Raw genomic sequence first — 22032 nt, 5'->3', positions numbered from 1 at the left:
GGTCCGTCGGTGCCCGCAGTCTGGCGATCATGACGATGACCCCGCTCCCCGTGGTTCCGCCGCCCGCGCGTCCGCTCGGGACGACCGCGCTGGTGACCGGGGCGTCGTCGGGGATCGGGGCCGCCTTCGCGCGGGAGCTCGCCGCCCGTGGTCGGCCGCTGGTGCTGGTCGCGCGCTCGCGGACGGCGCTGCACCGCCTCGCGGCGACGCTGCCCGTGCCGGTGCGGGTGGTGGTCGCCGACCTGACGGTGCCCGCCGACCTCGCGCGCGTGGAGGCGCTGCTCGGCGGGGTGGGGCTGCTGGTCAACAACGCGGGGGCGACGCGGTTCGGTGGCCTGCGCGGACAGTCGCCGGCGGATCTCGAGGCGTCGGTGCTGCTCAACGTGCTGGCGCCCACCCGGCTGACCGCCGCGGCCCTGCGCTCGATGGCGCCGGGCAGCGGGATCCTCAACGTCTCCTCGACGGCGGCGGGCCGCGACGACCCCGCGCTCGCGACCTACGCGGCGGGCAAGGCGTACCTGGAGTCGTTCTCCCGGGCCGCCCGGCGCGAGGCGGCCGAGCGGCGGATCGGGGTGACGGTGGTGCGGCCCGGCCGGACCCGGACCGCGTTCCACGCCCGCGCCGGGGAGGACTCCGGGCACCTCCCGGCGGCGCGCTGGCAGACCCCGGAGGCGGTCGTGCACGCCGCCCTCGCCGCGTACGAGCGCGGCGAGGACGAGGTGACGGTGGCGCCGGGCCGTTAGGCCTGCAACAGGCGCTGCATCTCGGCGATCTCCGCCTGCTGGGCGCCGATGATCGCCTGCGCGAGCTCCCGGGCCTGCGGGTTGGTGCCCTGGGCGAGCTCGGCCTGCGCCATCTGCACGGCCCCGGTGTGGTGGGCGATCATCATCGTCAGGAACGCCCGGTCGAACGCGGGTCCGGAGAGGGCACCCAGGTCGGCCATCTGCTGCGGGCCCATCATCCCGGGCATGCCGGCCATGGCCATCGGCTGCTCGTCGCCGGCGGGCACCGGCGCGCCCCAGGCGGTGAGCATCGCGGTCATCTGCTCGATCTCGGGGCCCTGCTCGCCCTCGATGCGCGCGGCGAGGTCCTTCACCTGCGGGGACGCGGCCCGGCTCTCGGCGAGCCGCGACATCGCGACCGCCTGCCGGTGGTGCGGGATCATGCCCTGCGCGAAGGCCACGTCGGCGGGCTCGTGGGCGGCGTCGACGGCGGCCGCCGGGGCAGCGGGGGTCTCGGGCGTGCTCGTGCACGCGGTGAGCAGGACGAGGGCGACGGCCGTCAGCAGGCCGGCGAGGGTGCGGGAACGCATGGGACTTCCTCCGGATCTGGGGTCGGGACGCGGTCGTGGCGTCCCGGCCTACAGCCGGAGGACCTGGAGAGCGGCGAGCCGTCGGGGGACGGGGACCGGGGCGGGCCCGGCGAGCACCGGGGTGGGGCCGCGGGCGAGGCCCGGACGGCGGGTCGGGGCGGTGACGAGGACGAGCACCGCGGCGGCGAGGAGGGTCGCGAGCGCGACGAGCACGGCGACGCAGAGGTGCTCGAGCATCGTCGCGTGGCCCGCGGGCTCCTCGTGACCGTGGTCGTGCGCCGCGACGACGCTGCTCCCGGCGGTGTGGTGGACGCTCGGCCCGACCATCTGGTGCATCCCGACCAGGCCCGCGAGCAGGGCGAGCACGAGCAGCACGCGAGCCGAGCCCGGGGTGCCGCGCGACTCGATCACGGTCCCGACGATAACCCGCATCGAACGAAGGGCCCCTCCGGTCGAGTAGAGCGACCGGATGGGCCCTTCGTTCGGAACGGTGCGCCGGGTCGGCGCCCTGGCGGTGGGCGCCCACGGCCCGTCTATTCGACCGAAGGTGCCCTTCGGTCAACGAGACGGCGGCAGCCGCTCAGCGCCGACGCAGCCCCCGGACGAGGCCGCGCACCACCGACGGCGCGGGCGTCCCCGGCGGACGGCGGTACCGCTCGGGCATGCCGAGCAGCACGAAGCCACGCAGCAGCTCGGCGGTGCGCTCGGTCGGGCGCCCGGCCAGGAGCGCCGCGTACGTGGCGGCGTCGAGGCGCTCGCCCGCCGAGGTGTAGCCGCGCATGGCGGCGTTCTCGAAGGCGTACCAGGTCGAGGGGAACCGGAACGCGAGCTCCACCCCGTCGTCGTCGGGGGACACCTCGAACACCGGGTTCAGCGTCGGGCGGCCCGCGGCGTGCGGCGGCTCGGTGAAGGCGCCGTGGTCGGCGAACACCCGCGGGTCGGTGGACGTGACGAGCATCAGCCACTTCGCGCCGTCGAGCTCGGCGGGGTGGCGCGGGGACGCGAGCTGCGGCCCGTACCCGGCGAGGTAGTCGGCGAGCAGCTCGTCCTCGCAGGTCAGCCGCCACGGGGCGTCCCGGAGCAGACGTACGTACCCGGCCGCGTCGCGTTCGAGGGGCCCGTCGGTCGGGGCGAGCCGGACGTTGCCCAGCCGGTCGAGCAGCACCGTGTCCGCCACGGCCACGCGCCGGAGCTCGTCGAGCGCGCCCTGCTGGACGTCGAAGTAGTGGAACGCGTCGGAGCACACCGAGGCGGCGAAGGCGTCGTCGTCGAAGGGCAGCGCGTCCACGCGGTCGGAGCACACGAACCGCTGCGTGGGCGCGACGTAGCGCCGCGCCACCCACAGCTGCAGGAAGTTCCGGTCCACGCCCACCACGGCCCGCGGGTCGTGCCGCGTCGCCAGGTGGTGCGCCACGTGCCCGAAGCCGCAGGCCAGGTCGAGGACCGGGCGCGACCCGGCGTCGGGAAGGGCCTGCAGCAGCGACGCCGTCGCGAGGAACCGCGGCTGCCCGAAGCGCGCGAGGAAGTAGGGCAGCAGTTCGTCGTCGATGCGGTCGCTGGAGCGCGCGTAGGCGAGCTCCATCCAGTCCTGTGCGGTGAGCCGGTCGTGCTCGGCGAGCATCGCGCGGACCTCGGCGCGCCGGGCCGCGAGCGCGATCCGGGGCCACGGGCCGCGGGTGAACGGCAGCCGCAGCCCGGGGCGCGACGACGGCGCCGGCGGCGGGAAGGCGAGCAGCGCGACGAGCGCGTCGAGCGGACGGTCGGCGGCGAGCAGGGCGACGAGCTCGTCGGTGGTCGGGCCCGCCACCTCGCAGCGTCCGGTCAGGTGGTCCTGCGAGTCGACGCGGCCGCGGCGCAGCACGGGGATGTCGTCGATCTGCGGGAAGGTCGTGCAGGCGCAGCGCAGGAGCCCGAAGGTCCCGCCCGGCAGCGGCTGGGAGGGCGTCGGGGTGAGGACCGGGTGGGCGCCGCAGTCGGGGCAGCGCAGCGCCGGGCCGGTGGTGGGACGGACGGTGGGCAGGGCAGGGGAGAGCGTCACGGGACCTCGCGCGGGGAGTCGACGGGGGAGCGGCGCGGACGGGCTCAGGGGCGCGGCGGACCCCGGCGCGGCAGCCGCCGCGCGAGATCGACCCCGGCCAGGGGTACGACGACGGGGGCGACCACCGGGACGGGGCGGGGCCCGTCGGGGACGAGGGTGGTGAGCAGGCGGGCCAGCGACGGCACGGGGACCGCCGCGAGCAGCGGCTCGCTCGCGGCGGCCGTCACCACCAGCAGGGTCACCGCCACCTGCAGCGCGAGCGGCGGCGTGCCGGTGGCCTGCGGCGCCAGCGCGGCGACGACGAGGGCCGCGGGCTGGGCGAGGACGGCGAGGTTGAGCAGCGCGAACGTGCCCCACGCACGGTGGGGCAGGCACACGCGGGCGGCTCCGACGGTGATCGCGGCGAGTGCGACGCCGAGCACGTGGACGCCGTCGGCCCGGGCGAGGACGTCGAACGCGACCGCGGTGATCAGCACCACGACGGCGCTGAATCCCCTCGGTGTCATTCGGTCGGCCACGGCGGCGAACCGTAGCAACGGCCTTTGGCGCGATCGAGCCGCCCCGTGGACGCGCCCGGAACCGGGTGACGGGCGCGCGGCGTGGCGTCCGTCAGGGGTCGGTGACGGTCAGCCGTTCGGCTCCCGACGACGGGTCGGGCTCCGGCTCGAGCACCTTCCCCTGCTCACCGATGACCGACGCGTCGCCCTCGACCGACCACGTGCGCCCGTCGGCCTCGACCTCGGCGCCGTCGGCGGGGGCCGGGTCGTCGAGCCGACCCGCGTAGCGGAACTCGTCGTCCTCCAGCAGCCAGGCGTCGTCGGGCCGGCCGACGGGGTCACCCGCCGTCGGGCCGCCCTCGGGTCGGTACTGACGCGGGGTGTCGGGCTGGGGCCGGACGGGGCTCTCGCGGGTCATCTCGTTCTCCCTCTCGCGGGCTCGCGACAGGAATGCCCTCCTCAGGGCAGGTGTACGCCGACCGCCTCGCGTCGGGCGCGGATCACGTCGTCGACCCCGGTGGCCTCCGCGAGCCCGGCGCCCCGCGCCATCGCGTCGAGCCAGACCCGCTCGCGGTCCTCCACCGCCTGCGTCAGGCGCACGACCTCCTCGACGTGCTCGCGCGGCACGACGACGAGGCCGCTCGCGTCCCCGCGCACGACGTCGCCGGGCCGCACCGCCACGCCGCCGAGGACGACGTCGACGTTGATCGCGCCCGGTCCCTCGTTGGAGGCCGTCGTCGGGTAGACCCCGCGGGCGAAGACCGGCAGGCTGATCTCGTCGATGCCGTCGGCGTCGCGGATCACGCCGTCGATCGCGATGCCCACCGCGCCGATCCGCGCGAGGGTCCCGCTCATGATGTCGCCGAGGACCGCGGCGTCGGTGCGGCCGCCGCCGTCGACGACGAGCACGTCCCCGGCGCGGGCCAGGTCGGGGGCCTTGAGCAGGAAGAGGATGTCGCCGGGCTTGGTCCAGACGGTCAGCGCCGGCCCGCAGAACTCCTTCCCGCCCGCCTGCCGGACGATGCCCGGCCCGACCACCGAGACCGGGCCGCCGGAGTCGGCGATCTGCGTCGTCGGGAAGGCCGCCAGGGCCGCGACCGCCGCCGGGTCGGGCCGGTGGTCGGCGTCGTCGATCGTCCACTGCTGCGGGTGCGCCTTGCTCACGCCCGGGGAGCCTTCCGCAGACGCCGCGTGCGCGCACTCCACCGTCGACGAAAGGCCGGTGGTCGTGGCGGGACGCCCGCCGACCGTTCCGCTCCCGACCGGGGCGTGGAGGGACGGTGGAGGGGGTTATCCGTTCGTGACCGAGCGAGCTGCATCGATCGCGACCGAGACACGGCGGGTCGGGCCACCGGAAGGACCGAACGATGGACGCCGTCGAGTTCGAGCGCGTCGAGTACAGCGCCGACGTCGACCAGGGACCCCGCATCCGGGACGACCTGCGCCAGTGGCTGCGGTCGTCGGCGGTGCCGAGCGGCGTGGTCGACGGGATGGTGCTGGCGGCCAGCGAGGCGATCGACAACGTCGTGGTGCACGCCTACGACGACGTCCACCGCCGCGACGGCGCCGCCCGCATCGACCTCACCGTCATGCTCGACGACGGCGAGGTGCTGGTGACGGTCGCCGACGGTGGCCGCTGGCGCGCGCCGGAGAGCGTCGACCTCGAGCACGACGTGGTCGGCCGCCCCGCCCTGCACGGGCGCGGGATCACGCTGATGACCTCGCAGGTCGACGAGGTGGCGATCCGCCACGGCGACCGCGGCACGACGGTACTGCTGCGCTCGAGGTGGGCTTCGCCCATGTGAGTAGTTCTGACGGTGATAGCCGTCAGAAGTACTCACAGGGCCTCCGGCCACCTCGGTGCCCGCTTCTCCGCGAACGCCGCCAGGCCCTCGGCGCGTTCGGGGCCGTCGATGATCGATGCGACGGCCGCGTCGGTGTCGGCCCAACCGCGGGCGTCGGCCTCGAGCACGGCGGAGTCGACGGCGGCGAGGGTGGCGGTGACGGCGGCGGGGGAGCGCTCGGCGATCCGCTGTGCCACGGCCAATGCGGTCGCCTCGGCCCCGCCCGGCTCGGTGAGGTCGGTGACGAGGCCGAGCTCGTGCGCCCGCGCGGCGTCGATCGGGTCGCCGGTGAGCAGGAGCCGCTTCGCAACGGCAGGCGTGAGGGCCCGTGGCGTGCGGAACAGGGCGCCGCAGTTCGCGACGAGCCCGAGCCCCACCTCGGGCAGGGCGAACCGGGCGGTCCGGGACGCGACGACGAGGTCGCACGCCAGCGCGATCTCGAACCCGCCACCGAACGCGATGCCCTCGACGGCCGCGATCAGCGGGGTCCGGCGGCGCCGGGCGACGACGCCGTAGTTGCCGCCGCGGGGGGTCGGCTCCCCGGGTCCGACCGCGACATCGGTCCCCGCGCAGAACGCCCGCTCCCCGCCGGCGAGGACCCCGCAGCGCAGGCCGGGGTCGTCGTCGAGGCGGTCCAGGGCGGCGTCGAGCCCGCGGGTCATCGCGGCGTCGATCGCGTTGTGCTTCTCCGGGCGCGTCATGCGGATCAGCAGCACCGTCCCGTGCTGCTCGGTCCGCACCCGGGTGGCGACCTCCTCGGCGGTCGGCTCGGGTTGGTCGGGCCAGGGGTAGGTCACGGTCGCGACCCTACGGTCGGCGGACGTCGCGCGCGGCGGTCTCGCGGGGGCAAGATCCTGTTGCGCCGCGCGATGTGGTCGCTGGGCGATCACTATGCGCGGCGGAACAGGATCTTGGGTGTCGGTGGGTCCGTCGGCGGCGGAGCCTGCCTCGGGGCGGGGGCTTCTCGACGGCGGGTGCGCCCGCCGGTCTTCGGGTCAAGATCTTGTCGGGCCGCGCGATGTGGTCGCTGAGCGATCACTATGCGCGGCGGAACAGGATCTTGGCAGCCGGCGTCTCCCCGAGGCCCGTCCGGCGCGCGCGCCCGGCCGGCCCGCCGACCTGGCCGTCGCCTGGGTCAGGCGGGTTCGTGTGCGGGTGTGGGGTCGCCGTTGGAGGACGGCTGGGTGGCGCGTCCGGCCAGGCGGGTGGGGGCGTGGATGGTGGTCTCGGTGGTGCGCCCGCGCAGGGTCCTCGAGCCGATGGTGGTCCACCGGTCGGTTTCGTCGCCGGCCCGCTCGAGGGCGGCGCCGGAGCCGACGACGCCGCCGTCGACGTCCTTGGCCAGGTCGCAGAGGCGGGCGGCCTCGTTCACCGGGTCGCCGATCACGGTGTACTCGTAGCGGCGGCGGTCGCCGATGTTGCCGGCGACGGCTTCTCCGGCCGAGACCCCGATCCCGGCGCCGAGTTCGGTGGTGGCGGGGAAGACCTCTTCGGCCAGTCGGGCGGCCATCACCCGCCCGGCGGCCAGCGCGCGGCCCGCGGCGTCGGGGAGTTCGGTGGGGGCGCCGAACACGGCCAGGGCGGCGTCGCCCTCGAACTTGTTGATCCACCCGCCGTGGTCCTCGACCACGTCGATGACCACCGCGAAGAACTCGTTGAGCAGTTCGACGACCTCCTGCGGGGGGCGGGTCGCGGCCAGGGTGGTGGAGCCGACGAGGTCGACGAACAGGACGGCGACCTCGCGGACCTCGCCGCCGAGTTCGACGTCGTTGTCCATGGCGTGGCGGGCGACGTCCTCGCCGACCTGGCGGCCGAACAGGTCGCGGACGCGTTCGCGTTCGCGCAGCCCGGAGACCATGGTGTTGAACCCGGCCTGGAGCAGGCCGAGTTCGGTGGTGTCGAAGACGGGGACGTCGACGTCGTAGTCGCCGCGTTCGACCTTCTTCAGCGCCCGGCGCACCGCGAGCACCGGGGCGGCGGTGGACAGGGCGGTCAGGGTGATCACCGCCCCGCCCAGCACCAACGCCACCCCACCCAGCACCACCACGACGACCGCCAGCCGCGTCACGTCGTACGTGCCCAGCGCCAACGCCGCGACCGCCGCGAGCACGACGCCCAGCAGCGGCACCGCCGTCCCGAACACCCACCCGCCGAGCGTCCGCATCAGCACGCCCGGCAGCACCGTGCCCGACGGCGGGCGGGCCGCCAGCACCCGGCGCGCGGCCGGCCGCAGCACGACCTCGACCAGCCGGTAGGTGATCGACACCGTCGCGAGTCCGCCGAGCAGCACGGTGGCCGCGACCTGCAGCGCGATCCGCCACGAGTCGAAGACGTTGAGCAGCAGGAACACCGCCGACGCGACGCCCCACAGCGTCGTCTGCACCGCAGCGAGCCGCACCGGGCCGCCGAGCACCACCTTCCGGAAGCGCCGCTCCCACCCGCGCCGCTGGCGCTCGTCGGCGTCGACCCGCAACGGCCGCACCCGCATCAGCAGGTGCCCCCACCCCGCGCCGACCGCGACGGCGAGCACCACGTAGCCCGCGAACACGACGAGGTTGCGCAGCAGCAGGGCGGGCGCGTCCACGAGGTCGTGCGGCAGCACCCACGCCGCGAGCACCAGCACCACGCCGGCGCCGATGACGTTCGGCAGGACCACGACCAGGAGCAGCAGCGCGCGGAGTCCGGCGGTCAGCCCACGGTCGCCGGCGCGCGCCTCCACGGGCGGGCCGGACCGGCGGGGACGACGACGGGCCACGACTCCTCCAACCGGTACCACGGGTACCGGAAAGATAGCGTCCAACCCGACCGCACCCGACGTCGGGAAGGCTTGATCGAGTCAGCTCGACGACACCCCCGACCGGGCGCCGATCCCGACGACGGGTCGCCCCCGCCCGCGTGTGACCATGTCGCCTCGTTACGCGCGAGAGAAGAGGGACGTCGGTGGCGGACGGGGCGGGCAGCGGGATGTCGGGCGAGGACACGGGGCCGATCGAGCTGACCTACGCCGAACACTTCCATCCCGCCCGGCCCCGCGCGCTGCGGCACCGCCCGAAGGTGCGCTCGCCGTTCGAGCGCCGCGCCGCGGGTCGGGACGGCGAGCCGATCGGCACCAACCCGGCCTACGTGGCCTGGCTGCGCGGGCAGTCCATGCTGGCCGACGCCGACACGATCGCCCGACAGTTCTCCGGTCGCGGCACGATGTGGCAGAACCCGTTCGCCGACCCGGACCCGCGGGGCGCCGTGGAGACGGCGAGCGTGTGGTTCACGGCCTACCCGCTGTCGTTCATGACCCGCCCCGGCCAGCCGTTCCTCGCCGCCATGGCCGAGGAGGACCTGTGGCGGGCGTTCGCGGCGATCGGCGTCGAGGGCGTGCACACCGGCCCGGTGAAGCGCGCGGGCGGCATCTCCGGGTGGGAGCACACCCCGAGCGTCGACGGCCACTTCGACCGCATCTCGACGGTGATCGACCCCGCCTTCGGCTCCGAGGCCGACTTCCGCGCGATGTGCGGCATGGCGACGTTCCACGGCGGCACCGTGATCGACGACGTCGTGCCCGGCCACACCGGCAAGGGCGCCGACTTCCGCCTCGCCGAGATGGGCTACGCGGACTACCCCGGCATCTTCCACATGGTCGAGATCGACCCGGAGGACTGGTCGGAGCTGCCCGTCGTGCCGCCGGGGCGCGACTCGGTGAACCTCGACGTCGCCACCGAGGAGCGCCTGGAGAAGGCCGGCTACATCATCGGCGCGCTGCAGCGCGTCATCTTCCACGCGCCCGGGGTCAAGGAGACCAACTGGAGCGCGACGAGGGCCGTCGTCGGGGTGGACGGCGTGGCGCGGCGCTGGGTGTACCTGCACTACTTCAAGGAGGGGCAGCCCTCGATCAACTGGCTCGACCCGTCGTTCGCGGGGATGCGCCTGACGATCGGCGACGCGCTGCACTCCCTCGCCGACCTCGGTTCCGGGGCGCTGCGCCTCGACGCCAACGGGTTCCTCGGCGTGGAGAAGAGCGCCCTCGGCGGCCCGGCCTGGTCCGAGGGGCACCCCCTCTCCGGCGCCGCGAACCACCTCATCGCCAGCATGGTCCGCAAGGTCGGCGGGTTCACCTTCCAGGAACTGAACCTGACGATGGACGACATCCGCGAGGTCGGGCGGGCCGGCGCGGACCTGTCGTACGACTTCGTCAACCGCCCCGGCTACCACCACGCCCTCGCGACCGGCGACGCCGAGTTCCTGCGCCTCGGCCTGCGCACCGCCCGCGACCTCGGCATCGACCCGGCCTCGCTGGTGCACGCGCTGCAGAACCACGACGAGATGACCTACGAGCTCGTCCACTGGGCCGCCGGGCACCGCGACGAGACGGTCGTGTTCCGCGGCGAGGAGGTCACGGGGGCCCAGCTCGCCGAGACCGTGCGCGGCGAGCTGCTCCACGCGCTGGCCGGCCCGGAGCACCCGTTCAACCTGGTGTTCACCACCAACGGCATCGCCTCGACGACCGCGACCGTCGTCGCCGCCTCGATCGGCATCCACGACCTCGACACCATCGGCCCCGCCGAGGTCGAGGAGATCCGCGCCGTCCACCTCATGCTCGCGATGTTCAACGCGATGCAGCCGGGCGTCTTCGCGCTCTCCGGCTGGGACCTCACCGGGATGCTGACGCTGCCGGTCGACGACGTCGCGGCCCTGGTCGCCGAGGGCGACACCCGCTGGATCCACCGCGGCGCGCACGACCTCATGGGCTTCGCGCCGGACGCCGACCGCTCCGCCGAGGGCATGCCGCGCGGGCGCAGCCTCTACGGCACGCTGCCCGACCAGCTCGCCGACGAGACCAGCTTCGCCCGCCAGCTCCAGGCGATCCTCGCGGTGCGCAAGCACTACGGGATCGCCACCTCCCGCCAGGTCGACATCCCCGACGTCTCGCACCCCGGGCTACTCGTCCTCGTCCACGAGCTGGACAGCGGATCCCACCAGCTGACGGTGCTCAACTTCGCCGCCGAGCCGGTGCGCGGCACGGTGCGCTCCGAGGCCCTCGCCCCGGGCGGCGCGGTGCTCGACATGTTCACCCAGGAGCCGCTGGGCTTCGTCGACGACCTGCACGCCTTCGCCGTCGACCTGCCCGCCCGCCGCGGCATGGCCCTGCTGGTGGAGCCTTCCTGACGACGGGTGTGGTCCCGTCGGCCCGGCGCGTCGCGGTGGCAGCCGTGTGCCACCGCTGACGTCCGGCGTCAGCCGTGTGCCACCGCTGACGTCCGGGCCGCGCCTCACCGCACCGTGAGCGCCGCCTGCTCCAGGTCGAGTTCGTGCTGCAGGCGCACGAACGCCTCCTCGCCGAGCGTCCCCGCGTCCCGCAGCGCCAGGAGGCGGGAGCGCTCGGCCACGAGCATGGCCTGCCCGTAGCGCCGGTAGGTGTCGCGGACGCCCTCCTGCGTGCGCTCGGGTCCACCCTCGTCGCCGGACTCGTCCTCCGACTCCGCCTCGGCCACCGACTCGACGGCCCCGCCCCGGCCCGCGGACTCGGCGCCGCCCTCGGGGTCGAACGCGTCGGAGGCGGCCTCGAACGCCTCGGACGCGGCCGCCATCCGGTTGTTCACCCGCCGCCGCAGCTGCTCGACGACCGGCTCGCGGCCCGGGTTCTCCCGCTCGATCTCCTCCAGGCACTCGAGGGCGGCGTCGGCCGCGAGCCGTCGGGCGCGGGCCTCCTCCTGGGCCTCCTCGCCGGCCTCGTTGCGGGCGCTCGGCAGGCGCCGGGCCAGGGCCGGCAGCGAGAGGCCCTGGCCGAGCAGCGTCACGAGGATGACGACGAAGGTGACGAAGACGATCAGGTCGCGCTGCGGGAAGGCGAGCGGCAGCGTGAGCACGGCGGCGAGCGAGACCGCGCCGCGCATCCCGGCCCAGGAGGTCAGGATCGTCTCCGACCACGAGGCGTGCCGCCGGCCCAGCGCGGTGCCCGCCACCTGCTCGGTGAGCACCATCCACGCGAACCGGACCACCACGAGGGTCACGACGACGGCGACGGTCACCCCGGCCACCGCGAGCGGCGGCATCCCCGAGATCCCGGTGACGACGCTGCGCAGCTGCAGGCCCACGAGCAGGAACACCATGCCCTCGAGCAGCCACGACACCGCGGTGCGCACCGCGCCGGTGACCACCCGCGCGCCCGGCTCCATGATCGTCGTCGCGCGGTGGCCCAGGTAGAGCCCGGCCACCACCACGGCGACGAGGCCGGAGACGCCGAGCTCCTCGGCCGGCAGGTAGACCACGAACGGCGCGACGAGGAAGACGACCACGTCGGTGTAGGGGTGGAGCACCCGGCGTCGGACCCAGCCGATCGCGAGCCCGACCACCGCCCCCACCGCGACCCCGCCGAGCGCGACCACGGCGAACTCGCCGGCCGCTCCCGCGAACGACGTCGCCCCCGCGACCGCGGCGACGGCGACCGTCAGCGCGGTCAGGGCGGCGGCGTCGTTGAACAGGCTCTCGCCCTCGAGCAGCGCCACCACGCGGCGCGGGAGCCGGATGGTGCGGGCGATCGCGGTGGCCGCGACGGCGTCGGGCGGGGCGACGACCGCCCCGAGCGCGCAGGCCGCGGCGAACCCCAGCCCGGGCACCAGCGCGGCCGCCACCGCGCCCACCGCGAGCGTGGAGGCGAGTGTGAGGCCCACGGCGAGCAGCAGGATCGGGCGCAGGTGGATCCGGAAGGCGGGCACCGACGCGGCGAAGCCGGCGCAGTAGAGCAGCACCGGGAGGATCACGACGAGGACGAGGTCCGGGTCGATCCGGTAGTCCGGCAGGCCCGGGATCCACGACGCGGCGACGCCGACGACGAGCAGCGCGATCGGGTCGGGCACCCCCGTGCGTCGTGCCCCGGCGCGGACGAGGGCGGTGACGATCACGAGGCCGACCACCGCGGCGACCAGGTGGACCATTCCGGGAGTGTGCCCGGCGCGCGGACGGCTCACCGCGGGGAGGACCCGGATCACGTCCGCGACCCGACGTCGGGAATGTCCGTTAGCGTGGCTCACGATGAGCGAGCAGACGGCGTGGCGGGTCGGGGCCGGGGCGGTCGCGATCACCACCGCGACCGTGCTGCCGGTGTTCCTGCTCGGGGCCTCGGCGGTGCAGGTCGGCGCGGAACTGGGGTTCGACCCGGCGGTGCTCGGGCTGCTCGTCGCGGCCTACTTCGCGGTGTCGGCGCTGATGTCGCTGCCGGTCGGGAAGATCGTCGAGCGGTTCGGGTCGCGGGTGACGAGCCGGGTCGCGGTGCTCGGCTCGGCGACCGGCCTGCTCGCCACGGCGGCCTTCGCCCGGTCGCTCGTCGCGCTCGCGGTGATCCTGCTGTGCTCGGCGTGGTGCAACGTGATGGGCCAGCTGTCGTCGAACCTGACGCTCGCGCGGTCGATGCCGCAGCGGCGGATGGGGCTCTCCTTCGGGGTGAAGCAGGCCTCGGTGCCGCTCGCGACGCTGCTCGCCGGGCTCGCCGTGCCCGCGCTCGCCCTCACCGTCGGCTGGCGCTGGGCCTACGTCGGCGCGGCCGGGCTCGCCCTCGCCGCGTTCGCGGCCGCGCCGCGCGGTTCGGCCGCCCGCGCCGACGACGCGGTCGGGGACACCGACCGGGCCACGGCCGCCCTCGCCGTGATCGGGGCCGCCGCCGGCCTGGGCGCCGCGGCGGCGACCGGGCTCGGCATCTTCCTCGTCGCGTCCGCGGTCGACCGCGGCATCTCCCCGGGGCTCGCCGGGCTCGTCCTGACGATGGGCAGCGTGGTCGGGCTGGCGATGCGGGTGCTGCTCGGCTGGCTCGCGGACCGCCGCGACGAGGCGAGCGCGGCGACGGGGGGCAGGGGCGGCGGCCACGTCGCGGTCGTCGCCACCTGCCTGCTGACCGGCGCCGTCGGGCTGGTGCTGCTGGCCCTGCCCGGCCCGGTGGCGCTCGTCGTCGGGGTGGTCCTCGGGTTCGGGCTCGGCTGGTCGTGGCCCGGGCTGCTGCAGTTCGCGGTGGTGCGGCTGAACCCGGAGGCGCCCGCGGCGGCGACCGCCATCGTGCAGGTCGGGGTGTACGCGGGCGGGTTCCTCGGCCCGGTCGGGTTCGGCCTGCTCGCCGGGACTGTGTCGTTCACCGCGGCATGGCTGGTCGCCGCAGCGGCAATGGTCCTGGCGGGGGCCGGAGTGCTCGTCGGACGGCGGATGCTGCTGGCCCATCGGGCCGCACGACGCGCCGGCCCGGTGCCGGTGCGCTGAGGAGGAGACGATGACGGCGGGATTCGTCCTGCGCGGGGTGAGCGTCCGCCGCGGCGGGGACACCGTGCTCGACGCCGTGGACGCCGAGATCCCCGGGCAGGGCGTCACGGCCCTGTGGGGCCCGTCCGGGGCGGGCAAGTCGACGACGTTGCGGCTGCTCAACCGCCTCGACGTCCCCGACGACGGGTCGATCACCTACGACGGCACGTCCCTCGACGAGCTCGACCCGCACCGGCTGCGGCGCCAGGTGGGGATGGTGTTCCAGCGCGCGACCCCGTTCGCGGGCACCGTGGCCGACAACCTCGCCGTCGCCGACCCCGACGCGGACCGCGACGGGATGGTCGAGTCGCTGCGGCGGGTCTCGCTCGACGCCGCGATGCTCGACCGCGACGCCGACACGCTCTCCGGCGGCGAGCTGCAGCGGATGTGCCTGGCCCGCACGCTCATCACGGGCCCGGAGACCCTGCTGCTCGACGAGCCCACCTCGGCCCTCGACGCGACGCCCGCCCGCGAGTTCGAGCGCACCGTGCTCGACCTCGTCGACGAGGGCGCCCTGACCGTGGTGTGGATCGCGCACGACGACGAGCAGGTGTCGCGGGTGGCCGACCGGGTGCTGGAGATCCGTGACCACCGCATCGTCGAGAGCGGCGACTGGCAGCTCACCCGGGGGAGGACGTCGTGACCATCAGCTGGACCGGACTGGCCGTCTCGCTGGTCCTCGTCGTGGTCGCCGCGGGCATCTCGCTCGCGTGGCGCCTGGGGCTCGAGCGCAGCATCGTCTGGGCCGCGGCCCGGGCGCTGGTGCAGCTGCTGATCGTGGGCGGCATCCTCGTGCTGCTGCTCATGCCCGGGGTGTCGCTGTGGTGGTCGTGGCTGTGGGTCGCTGCGATGCTGGCCTACGCCGCGTGGACCGCGCGGCAGCGCGCCCCCTCGATCCCCGGGCTGCTGCCGGTGGCCGGGGCGGCGTTCCTGGCCGCGGGCACGGTGTGCCTGGTGGTGCTCTTCGGGCTCGGCGTGTTCCCGCTGACCTCGCGCACGCTGGTACCGATGGCCGGCCTCATCGTCGGCAACGCCATGACGTCCACGGTGCTCGCGGGCCGGCGGCTGCAGGAGGAGTTCGCCGACAAGCGCGCCGAGATCGAGGCCCGGCTCGCGCTCGGGCAGTCCGGCCGCGACGCCGCGCGGCCCTACCTGCGCGGGGTGCTGCGCTCGGCGTTGAGCCCGCAGATCGAGACGACGAAGGCGACCGGCCTCGTCTTCCTGCCGGGCGCGATGACCGGGCTGATCCTCGCCGGGGTGCCGCCGCTGCAGGCCGTGCTGGTGCAGGCCGTCGTCATGTTCCTCGTGCTCGCGGCCGCCGCGACGACGACGAGCGTGGTCGCGCTCGGGCTCGTGCGCCGGCTCTTCACCCCCGACGACCGCCTGCTGGCGCTGAGCCGGGAGAAGGTCTAGGCGGAGGGGCGGGGGAGCAGGCCGGTCGCGGTCACCAGCGCGAGGTAGGCGTCCTCGTAGGAGCGGGTGGCGAGGTGGGCGCAGGCCGTGCTCACCGCGGGGATCGCGCTGCACCCGCCGTCGGGACCCCGCAGCGCCCGCTCGACCTCCGCGCGCAGGTGCCGCTCGAGGTGCCCGGTGGTCACCGCGGGGTGCAGCGTCCGGAGGTCGCCGAGCATCGCGATCGCGGCCGTCACCGTGCGCCGCAACGGAGCGAGGCCCGTGCCGGTGGCGGGCGGGCGGGGCGCGTGCGTGGGGAACGGGTGCACGGACATGCGGGACCTCCGGGGCCGGACGTGCGGACGCGCGAGGGCGCCCGCGGCCTCGGGGGTGAAGCCGGTGACGTGGCTCACTGTAGGGTCGGCGCGGATCGGCTGTCCAGGAAACGGAGGCGCCGTGCGGCTCGGGGCGACGCTCGTCCACCTGTCCGCGGCGCCGCCGTACCCGGTGGCCGCGTGGGCCCGCCGCCTGGCCGGCGAGGGCTTCGCGAGCCTCTGGGCGCCCGAGATCGTGGGGCGCGGCGACCTCGTCCCCGACCCGTTGCTCGCCCTCGCCGTGGCCGCCGGGGTCACCGACGACGTCGAGCTGGGCACCGCGACCGTGCAGGTCCCGCTGCACCATCCCGCCGGGCTCGCGCACCGGATGCTCTCGCTGCACGCGATCTGCGGGGACCGGCTGACCCTCGGGGTGAGCCCCGGGTCGACCGCCGCCGACCACGAGGCGCTCGGCCGCGACTTCCCCGTCCGCTTCCGCGCCTTCCGCGAGCACGTGACCCGGGTGCGCGCCCTGGTCGCGTGCGGGGGTGACGACGCGGCCCGGCTCGCCCCGGCGGGCGCCCGCGTCCCGTTCCTGCTCGGCTCCTGGGGCGTGAACGTGGAACGTGCCGCCCACGAGTTCGACGGCTGGCTCGCCTCGGGGTACCGGACCTCACCCGACGAGATCGTCGCGGCCCACGCGCGGTTCCGCGCCGCGGGCGGGCGCCGCGCCCTGGTCTGCGCGGTCCCCACGACGGACCTCGGCGCCACCCGGGAGGCGCTCGCGCGCTACGCCGAGGCCGGGTTCGACGACGCGATCGTGCTCATCGACCCCGACGGGCCGGACCCGGCCGCCGTCCGCGCCCTGGTGGACTGACACCCGCCGTCAGGAACGGGGGTCGCGCAGCAGCGTCCGGTCGAGGCCGGTCATCGCGAGGGCCCGGCGGCCCCGCGGGCTGACGCAGACCAGGCAGTCGACGCCCTGCCGGACGGCGTCCTCGTGCGCCCGCAGCAGCACCGTCATCCCGGCGGCCGCGAGCAGGTGCACGTCCTCGAGATCGATCGTCATGCGGGTGGCCGGCTGCCGGTCGCGGTAGGCGGCCTGGCCGATCACCTCGGTGAGCACGCGGTCGAGCCGGGGGGCCGCCTCGGCGTCGAGATCGCCGTGCATGCGCACCCGCACCACCCGGGGGCGGACGTCCACCCCGATCGTCGCCCGGACCGGCTCCGGGGGCCTGGCACCGTCCACGGTTCCTCCTCGGGTGGCACGCGTCGCGAGCTGGCGTGCGTCAACCCGAGCTCCTCCGAGGGTAACCGCGGTTCGGCCGGAGGTGTAGCGCTGCGAGGAGGCCGGGCACCCGCGCGCCCCGCGGTACCGGACGCGCCGAGCGCGCGGCGTGGTCGCGCACCTGGCACGCTGCCCGGAGCGGTTGACCTCGCAGCCGGACCGACCCGTCGTCGGAAGGTCCTCACGTGGATCCGCTGAAGCTCGTCCGCCGTTGGCCGGTGGTCCGCCAGCTCACCGGGGCCGACCCCCTCGGGCGCGGCGAGGCCGTGCGCTCGAACGCGCCGGAGCCCTGGACGCCCCGCACCGACGAGGCCGACACCGTGACGCGGTCGGTCTGCCCGTTCTGCGCGGTCGGCTGCGGTCAGCGGGTCTTCTCGAAGGAGGGCCGGGTCACCCACATCGAGGGCGACCCCGACTCGCCGATCAGCCGCGGCCGGCTCTGCCCGCGCGGCTCGTCGAGCCTGTCCCTCGTCACCTCGCCGTCGCGGATCACGAAGGTCCGCTACCGGCGTCCGGGCGGGTCCGACTGGGAGGACCTCGACCTCGACACCGCGATGGACATGATCGCCGACCGCGTCGTCGAGACCCGGGCCCGGACCTGGCAGGACACCGACGACGAGGGGCGCGTCCTCAACCGCACGCTCGGCTTCGCCCACCTCGGCGGCGCCACGCTCGACAACGAGGAGAACTACCTCCTCAAGAAGCTCTACACCGCGCTCGGCGCCGTCCAGGTGGAGAACCAGGCGCGCATTTGACACTCCTCCACCGTCCCCGGTCTGGGGACCAGCTACGGCCGCGGCGGCGCGACCAACTCCCAGCAGGACATCGCGCAGGCCGACTGCGTGGTCCTGGAGGGCTCGAACATGGCGGAGGCCCACCCGGTGGGCTTCCAGTGGGTGATGGAGGCCAAGCGCCGCGGCGCGCAGATCATCCACGTCGACCCCCGCTTCACCCGCACGTCGGCGGTCGCCGACGCCCACGTGCCGATCCGGCCGGGCACCGACATCGCCTTCCTCGGCGGGCTGATCAACCACGTCCTGCAGAACGAGCGGGACTTCCGCGAGTACGTCGTCGCCTACACGAACGCCCCGATGCTCGTCCGGGAGGAGTTCCACGACGCGGGTGACGACGACGGGCTGTTCTCCGGGTGGGACCCGGAGACCCTCAGCTACGACACGTCGAGCTGGCAGTACGAGGGCGCCGACGTGGCGGCGGCGAGCGGGGACCGCGACCAGTGGGACTCCGACGTGCACGCGCCGTCGGCCCGGATCGCCTCGCACCGGCAGACCCACCTGCTCGGGCAGTCCGAGGGCGCGGGCTCCGGCGGCGCGCGGTTCACCGGCGAGCCGGTGCGGGACGACACGCTGCAGCACCCGCGGTGCGTCTACCAGGTGCTCAAGCGCCACTTCGCCCGGTACACGCCGGAGATGGTGTCCGCGGTCTGCGGCATGAGCCCGGAGCAGTTCACCCAGGTCGCCGAGGCGATCTGCGCCAACTCCGGCCGCGAGCGCACCACGATGTGGGTGTACTCGGTGGGCTGGACGCAGCACACGGTCGGCGTGCAGTACATCCGCTGCGCCTCGATCCTGCAGGCGCTGCTCGGCAACGTGGGGCGCCCCGGCGGCGGGATCATGGCGCTGCGCGGGCACGCGACGATCCAGGGGTCGACGGACATCCCGACGCTCTACGACCTGCTGCCCGGCTACATCCCGATGCCGCCCAAGCACACGCGCATGCACCTCGCCGACTTCGTCGAGGCCGACTCGGCCACGAAGGGGTTCTGGGGCAACATGAGCGCGTACGTGGTCAGCCTGCTCAAGGCCTGGTACGGCGACGCCGCGACGCCGGAGAACGACTTCTGCTTCGACCGGCTCCCGCGGATCGACGACGACCACTCGACGTTCACCACGGTGCTGAACATGATCGACGGGCACTGCGAGGGCTACTTCGTCCTGGGCGAGAACCCGGCGGTCGGCACGACGAACTCCAAGCAGCAGCGCCAGGGGCTCGCGGCGCTGCAGTGGCTCGTCGTCCGGGACCTGCAGGAGATCGAGACCGCGACCTTCTGGAAGAACGGTCCCGAGATCGAGACCGGCGAGATGCGCACCGAGGACATCGACACCGAGGTGTTCCTGCTCCCCGCGGCCACCCACGTCGAGAAGGCCGGCTCGTTCACCAACACCCAGCGGCTGCTGCAGTGGCGCCACCAGGCGGTCGAGCCGCCCGGCGACGCCCGCAGCGACCTGTGGTTCGTCCACGAGCTCGGCCGGCGCATCCGGGCGCGCCTCGCGGACTCCGAGCTGCCGCGCGACCGGCAGGTCCTCGACCTGACCTGGGACTACCCGACCGAGGGCCCGCACGGTGATCCCGACGCGCACGCCGTGCTCAAGGAGATCTCCGGGTACCGGGTCGCCGACCGCAGCCCGGTCGACGGCTACACCCAGCTGCACGACGACGGGTCCACCGCCTGCGGCTGCTGGATCTACTCCGGCGTGTACGCCGACGACGTCAACCAGGCGGCCCGGCGGAAGCCCGCGGGCGGGGAGAGCCCGGCGGCACTGGAGTGGGGCTGGGCGTGGCCGATGAACCGCCGGGTGCTCTACAACCGCGCCTCCGCCGACCCCGAGGGCCGGCCGTGGAGCGAGCGCAAGGCCTACGTCTGGTGGGACGAGGAGGCCGGTCGCTGGACCGGCCACGACGTGCCGGACTTCGAGCCCGACAAGCCGCCGTCCTACCGGCCGCCCGAGGGAGCGGCGGCGCAGGACGCGATCGGGGGGAACGAGCCGTTCATCATGCAGGCCGACGGGCGCGCGTGGCTCTACGCGCCGACCGGTCTCGCGGACGGTCCGTTGCCGGTGCACTACGAGCCCGAGGAGTCGCCGACCCGCAACGCGGTGCACCCGGGCACCCGCGCGAACCCCGCCCGCCAACGGTTCGACCGGCCGGACAACCGGTACAACCCGCCGGACGGCGAGCCCGGGGCCGACGTCTACCCGATCGCGTTCTCCACGTTCCGCATCGCCGAGCACCACACGGCGGGCGGGATGAGCCGGTGGACGCCCTACCTCGCCGAGCTCGCGCCGGAGATGTTCGTCGAGGTCTCGCCGGCGCTGGCCGCCGAGCGGGGGCTCGAGCACACCGGGTGGGCCACGATCGTCACGGCGCGCTCGGCGATCGAGGCGCGGGTGCTGGTCACCGAGCGGGCCAAGCCGCTGCGGATCGACGGGCGCACGGTGCACCAGATCGGGCTGCCGTGGCACTGGGGGCCGAACGGCCTGGTCACCGGGGACGCGGCCAACGAGCTCATCGGCATCTCGCTGGACCCGAACGTGCACATCATGGACACCAAGACGGGCACCTGCGAGGTCGTGGCCGGGCGCCGGCCGCGCGGTCCGGCGCTGCCGGAGTTCGTCGAGTCCTATCGCCGCCGGGCGGGGATCGGGACGTCCTGACGGCGGGGTGTGGTCGGTGTGGGCTTCGGGTTACCCGGGTCATGAGCGAAGGACGCACCGACTACGACCCGGCCTCCCAGAGCGACGATCCCGGGCGGTCGTCGGTGCACGACGAGGCCGGGCGGTCGTCGTCGGGGCCCTACGTCCCGTCGGGGCGCGACGAGCAGGGCCACCCCGTGCCGTCGGTGCCGCACGAGGGCTTCCTCGGCCGCCTCGCGACCTCGCTGCTGCTCGGGCAGAGCGTGGTGCTCGCGGTCCTGGCGGTGTGGGCCTTCGTCGCGATGGGGGTGTCGGGCGCCCCGGCCCGGGTGCTGAACCTGACGGTGAGCCCGGCGCACGGGGTGGTGCTGGCGGCGACCGCCGTGCTGGGGGCGGCGTCGACCGTGACCCGGCGCTGGGTCCGGCGCTGGTGCGTCCTGCAGGTCCTGGGCTACCTCGTGCTCTACCTGGTGGGGCTGACCGCCGGCGGCGGACCGGAGCAGCCCGGGTGGATCGCGCTGAACACCCCCGACCACTTCCTGCACCTGGCCCTGGCCCTGCTCGGCTTCGTCATGATGATGCTCTTCAGCGCGCGCATCGTGGAGCCGCCGCCGGGGTCGGAGCCCTACCCGAACAACCGGACCGACGACCCGGACGCCGAGGCGGAGGAGCCCGGGCAGAACTGAGCAGGTGTGGCGGCGGTGGGCGGTCGGGCACCCGCGCCGACCACCACCCCCGGCCCGAGAGGCAGCGACGCCGTGCGCCCCTTCGACGACATCGACCGGATCGCCGCCACCGAGGCCCTCGACCGGGTCGCCGCGCCCGCGCGCGACCTCGTGAACAAGGTCCTGACCAACCAGAAGATCGCCGACGTGCTGCACGGCGTGCCGATCGGCCACCCGCTGCACCCGATTCTCGCCCAGGCGTCGTTCGGCAGCTTCGTCTCCGCCGGGCTGCTCGACCTGGTGCCCCGCACCCGCCGGCCCGCGACCGCGCTCATCGGGGTCGGGCTGCTGACGGCCGTCCCCACGGCCGCCGCGGGCTGGGCGGACTATTCGCAGGCCCACGAGGAGCAGCAGCGCGTCGGCATCGTGCACGCCGCCGCGAACATCACGATGCTCGCCGGCTACGTGATGTCCCTCGGCGCCCGGCTGCGCGGCCGGAGCACGCGCGGCGCCCTGTGGGGCTGGACCGCGCTCGCGGTCGGCTCCGCCGGCGCGGCCCTCGGCGGGCACCTGAGCTACCACCAGTCGCTCGGCGCGAACCACGCCGAGGACTACCCCCACATCGGCCCGGAGGACTGGACCGACGCGGGCGCCTTCGACGACCTCCCCGACGGCGAGCCGACGATGCGGCGCGTGGGCGAGGTCCGGGTCGTCGTGGTGCGCCGCGGCGACGAGGTCCGGGCCCTCGGCCAGCGCTGCCCGCACGCGTCCGCCCCGCTCTCCGACGGGGAGCTGACCGACCGCGACGGCGACACCTGCCTCGAGTGCCCGTGGCACGGCAGCGTCTTCCGGCTCGACGACGGGCGCGTCATGCAGGGCCCCGCGACCGCGCCCGCCGCGGTGTTCCCGGCGCGGGTGCGCGAGGGGCGCCTCGAGCTGCGCGTCGCGACCTGGCCGGGCGTGCCGGCCGGCTGAGA

Annotated in this window: 21 protein-coding genes; 10 read left to right on the top strand and 11 right to left on the bottom strand. The window is 75.1% G+C overall.

Translation table 11 applies throughout. From position 1 onward, the window contains the following. Window positions 1-29: 29 nt before the first annotated feature. Window positions 30-743 carry an SDR family NAD(P)-dependent oxidoreductase gene (locus tag LN037_RS07370; protein WP_230751301.1) on the top strand — a complete coding sequence of 238 codons (714 nt, stop codon included), beginning with the start codon at window positions 30-32 and terminating at the stop codon, window positions 741-743. On the opposite strand, the gene LN037_RS07365 is transcribed toward LN037_RS07370, so the two are convergent. From LN037_RS07365 to LN037_RS07340, 6 genes are all read right to left on the bottom strand, one after another. Then, a complete protein-coding gene (locus LN037_RS07365) occupies window positions 740-1312 on the bottom strand; it encodes a DUF305 domain-containing protein (protein ID WP_230751300.1) in 573 nt (190 codons plus the stop codon). The genes LN037_RS07370 and LN037_RS07365 overlap by 4 nt on opposite strands. A gap of 48 nt (window positions 1313-1360) precedes the next feature. Next, a complete protein-coding gene (locus LN037_RS07360; protein ID WP_230751299.1) occupies window positions 1361-1723 on the bottom strand; it encodes a DUF6153 family protein in 363 nt (120 codons plus the stop codon). A gap of 169 nt (window positions 1724-1892) precedes the next feature. Beyond that, complete coding sequence (locus LN037_RS07355) at window positions 1893-3350, bottom strand: class I SAM-dependent methyltransferase (RefSeq protein WP_230751297.1); 1458 nt, start codon at window positions 3348-3350, stop codon at window positions 1893-1895. Between the two features lie 44 nt (window positions 3351-3394). Beyond that, window positions 3395-3868: a hypothetical protein gene (locus LN037_RS07350; RefSeq protein WP_230751296.1), complete on the bottom strand. Its 474-nt coding sequence runs from the start codon at window positions 3866-3868 to the stop codon at window positions 3395-3397. Between the two features lie 91 nt (window positions 3869-3959). After that, window positions 3960-4265: a hypothetical protein gene (locus LN037_RS07345; protein ID WP_230751294.1), complete on the bottom strand. Its 306-nt coding sequence runs from the start codon at window positions 4263-4265 to the stop codon at window positions 3960-3962. Between the two features lie 41 nt (window positions 4266-4306). Further along, window positions 4307-5011, bottom strand: coding sequence for an RraA family protein (locus LN037_RS07340; RefSeq protein ID WP_230751293.1), 705 nt, complete (start codon window positions 5009-5011; stop codon window positions 4307-4309). 203 nt (window positions 5012-5214) lie between these two features. Here LN037_RS07340 and LN037_RS07335 point away from each other — a divergent pair, with 203 nt between their 5' ends. After that, on the top strand, window positions 5215-5652 hold the full coding sequence (locus LN037_RS07335; RefSeq protein ID WP_230751292.1) for an ATP-binding protein: 438 nt from the start codon (window positions 5215-5217) through the stop codon (window positions 5650-5652). A gap of 32 nt (window positions 5653-5684) precedes the next feature. Here the strand turns inward: LN037_RS07335 and LN037_RS07330 are convergent, their stop codons facing one another. Both LN037_RS07330 and LN037_RS07325 read right to left on the bottom strand, forming a co-directional pair. After that, on the bottom strand, window positions 5685-6488 hold the full coding sequence (locus LN037_RS07330; protein WP_230751290.1) for an enoyl-CoA hydratase-related protein: 804 nt from the start codon (window positions 6486-6488) through the stop codon (window positions 5685-5687). Between the two features lie 338 nt (window positions 6489-6826). Then, window positions 6827-8446 carry an adenylate/guanylate cyclase domain-containing protein gene (locus LN037_RS07325; RefSeq protein ID WP_230751288.1) on the bottom strand — a complete coding sequence of 540 codons (1620 nt, stop codon included), beginning with the start codon at window positions 8444-8446 and terminating at the stop codon, window positions 6827-6829. Window positions 8447-8631: 185 nt separating this feature from the next. On the opposite strand from LN037_RS07325, the gene treS reads away from it, so the two are divergent. After that, window positions 8632-10848 (top strand): maltose alpha-D-glucosyltransferase, encoded by a 2217-nt coding sequence (gene treS / locus LN037_RS07320; protein ID WP_230751287.1) that lies wholly within the window; start codon window positions 8632-8634, stop codon window positions 10846-10848. A gap of 104 nt (window positions 10849-10952) precedes the next feature. Here the strand turns inward: treS and LN037_RS07315 are convergent, their stop codons facing one another. After that, window positions 10953-12617, bottom strand: coding sequence for a Na+/H+ antiporter (locus tag LN037_RS07315; protein WP_230751286.1), 1665 nt, complete (start codon window positions 12615-12617; stop codon window positions 10953-10955). A 97-nt stretch (window positions 12618-12714) separates the two neighbouring features. Between LN037_RS07315 and LN037_RS07310 the strand changes: the two genes are divergently transcribed. The 3 genes from LN037_RS07310 to LN037_RS07300 are packed head-to-tail and all read left to right on the top strand — an operon-like array spanning window position 12715 to window position 15378. Continuing rightward, window positions 12715-13926 (top strand): MFS transporter, encoded by a 1212-nt coding sequence (locus LN037_RS07310; RefSeq protein ID WP_230751284.1) that lies wholly within the window; start codon window positions 12715-12717, stop codon window positions 13924-13926. A 10-nt stretch (window positions 13927-13936) separates the two neighbouring features. Further along, complete coding sequence (locus tag LN037_RS07305; RefSeq protein ID WP_230751282.1) at window positions 13937-14608, top strand: ABC transporter ATP-binding protein; 672 nt, start codon at window positions 13937-13939, stop codon at window positions 14606-14608. Continuing rightward, the gene (locus tag LN037_RS07300; protein WP_230751281.1) at window positions 14605-15378 is read left to right on the top strand and encodes an ABC transporter permease; all 774 of its coding nucleotides are present in this window, start codon (window positions 14605-14607) and stop codon (window positions 15376-15378) included. The genes LN037_RS07305 and LN037_RS07300 overlap by 4 nt, the downstream gene beginning before the upstream one ends. Here LN037_RS07300 and LN037_RS07295 read toward each other — a convergent pair. Continuing rightward, a complete protein-coding gene (locus LN037_RS07295; protein WP_230751279.1) occupies window positions 15375-15692 on the bottom strand; it encodes a hypothetical protein in 318 nt (105 codons plus the stop codon). The two genes, LN037_RS07300 and LN037_RS07295, sit on opposite strands and share 4 nt — an antisense overlap. 121 nt (window positions 15693-15813) lie before the next feature. On the opposite strand from LN037_RS07295, the gene LN037_RS07290 reads away from it, so the two are divergent. After that, the gene (locus LN037_RS07290) at window positions 15814-16548 is read left to right on the top strand and encodes an LLM class flavin-dependent oxidoreductase (protein WP_230751277.1); all 735 of its coding nucleotides are present in this window, start codon (window positions 15814-15816) and stop codon (window positions 16546-16548) included. 9 nt (window positions 16549-16557) lie between these two features. Here LN037_RS07290 and LN037_RS07285 read toward each other — a convergent pair whose 3' ends face one another. Further along, complete coding sequence (locus LN037_RS07285; RefSeq protein WP_230751275.1) at window positions 16558-16920, bottom strand: STAS domain-containing protein; 363 nt, start codon at window positions 16918-16920, stop codon at window positions 16558-16560. Window positions 16921-17144: 224 nt separating this feature from the next. On the opposite strand from LN037_RS07285, the gene fdh reads away from it, so the two are divergent. From fdh to LN037_RS33445, 3 genes are all read left to right on the top strand, one after another. Then, complete coding sequence (fdh, locus tag LN037_RS07280; RefSeq protein WP_230751273.1) at window positions 17145-20411, top strand: formate dehydrogenase; 3267 nt, start codon at window positions 17145-17147, stop codon at window positions 20409-20411. Between the two features lie 41 nt (window positions 20412-20452). Next, the gene (locus LN037_RS07275; RefSeq protein WP_230751271.1) at window positions 20453-21076 is read left to right on the top strand and encodes a DUF4383 domain-containing protein; all 624 of its coding nucleotides are present in this window, start codon (window positions 20453-20455) and stop codon (window positions 21074-21076) included. Window positions 21077-21148: 72 nt separating this feature from the next. Then, window positions 21149-22030, top strand: coding sequence for a Rieske (2Fe-2S) protein (locus tag LN037_RS33445; protein ID WP_230751270.1), 882 nt, complete (start codon window positions 21149-21151; stop codon window positions 22028-22030). The last annotated feature ends 2 nt before the right edge of the window (window positions 22031-22032 follow it).

It is taken from the genome of Actinomycetospora soli, from assembly GCF_021026295.1.
GTDB classification, from domain to species: domain Bacteria; phylum Actinomycetota; class Actinomycetes; order Mycobacteriales; family Pseudonocardiaceae; genus Actinomycetospora; species Actinomycetospora soli.
Note: the sequence above shows the minus strand (reverse complement) of the source record. Positions and strands in the feature narration are given on the sequence as shown.

Bases quoted from the DNA above. Each gene is read 5' to 3' on its own strand.
- LN037_RS07370 (WP_230751301.1), top strand. From the start codon at position 30: ATGACGATGACCCCGCTCCCCGTGGTTCCGCCGCCCGCGCGTCCGCTC.
- LN037_RS07365 (WP_230751300.1), bottom strand. From the start codon at position 1,312: ATGCGTTCCCGCACCCTCGCCGGCCTGCTGACGGCCGTCGCCCTCGTC.
- LN037_RS07345 (WP_230751294.1), bottom strand. From the start codon at position 4,265: ATGACCCGCGAGAGCCCCGTCCGGCCCCAGCCCGACACCCCGCGTCAG.
- LN037_RS07335 (WP_230751292.1), top strand. From the start codon at position 5,215: ATGGACGCCGTCGAGTTCGAGCGCGTCGAGTACAGCGCCGACGTCGAC.
- LN037_RS07315 (WP_230751286.1), bottom strand. From the start codon at position 12,617: ATGGTCCACCTGGTCGCCGCGGTGGTCGGCCTCGTGATCGTCACCGCC.
- LN037_RS07310 (WP_230751284.1), top strand. From the start codon at position 12,715: ATGAGCGAGCAGACGGCGTGGCGGGTCGGGGCCGGGGCGGTCGCGATC.
- LN037_RS07305 (WP_230751282.1), top strand. From the start codon at position 13,937: ATGACGGCGGGATTCGTCCTGCGCGGGGTGAGCGTCCGCCGCGGCGGG.
- LN037_RS07295 (WP_230751279.1), bottom strand. From the start codon at position 15,692: ATGTCCGTGCACCCGTTCCCCACGCACGCGCCCCGCCCGCCCGCCACC.
- LN037_RS07275 (WP_230751271.1), top strand. From the start codon at position 20,453: ATGAGCGAAGGACGCACCGACTACGACCCGGCCTCCCAGAGCGACGAT.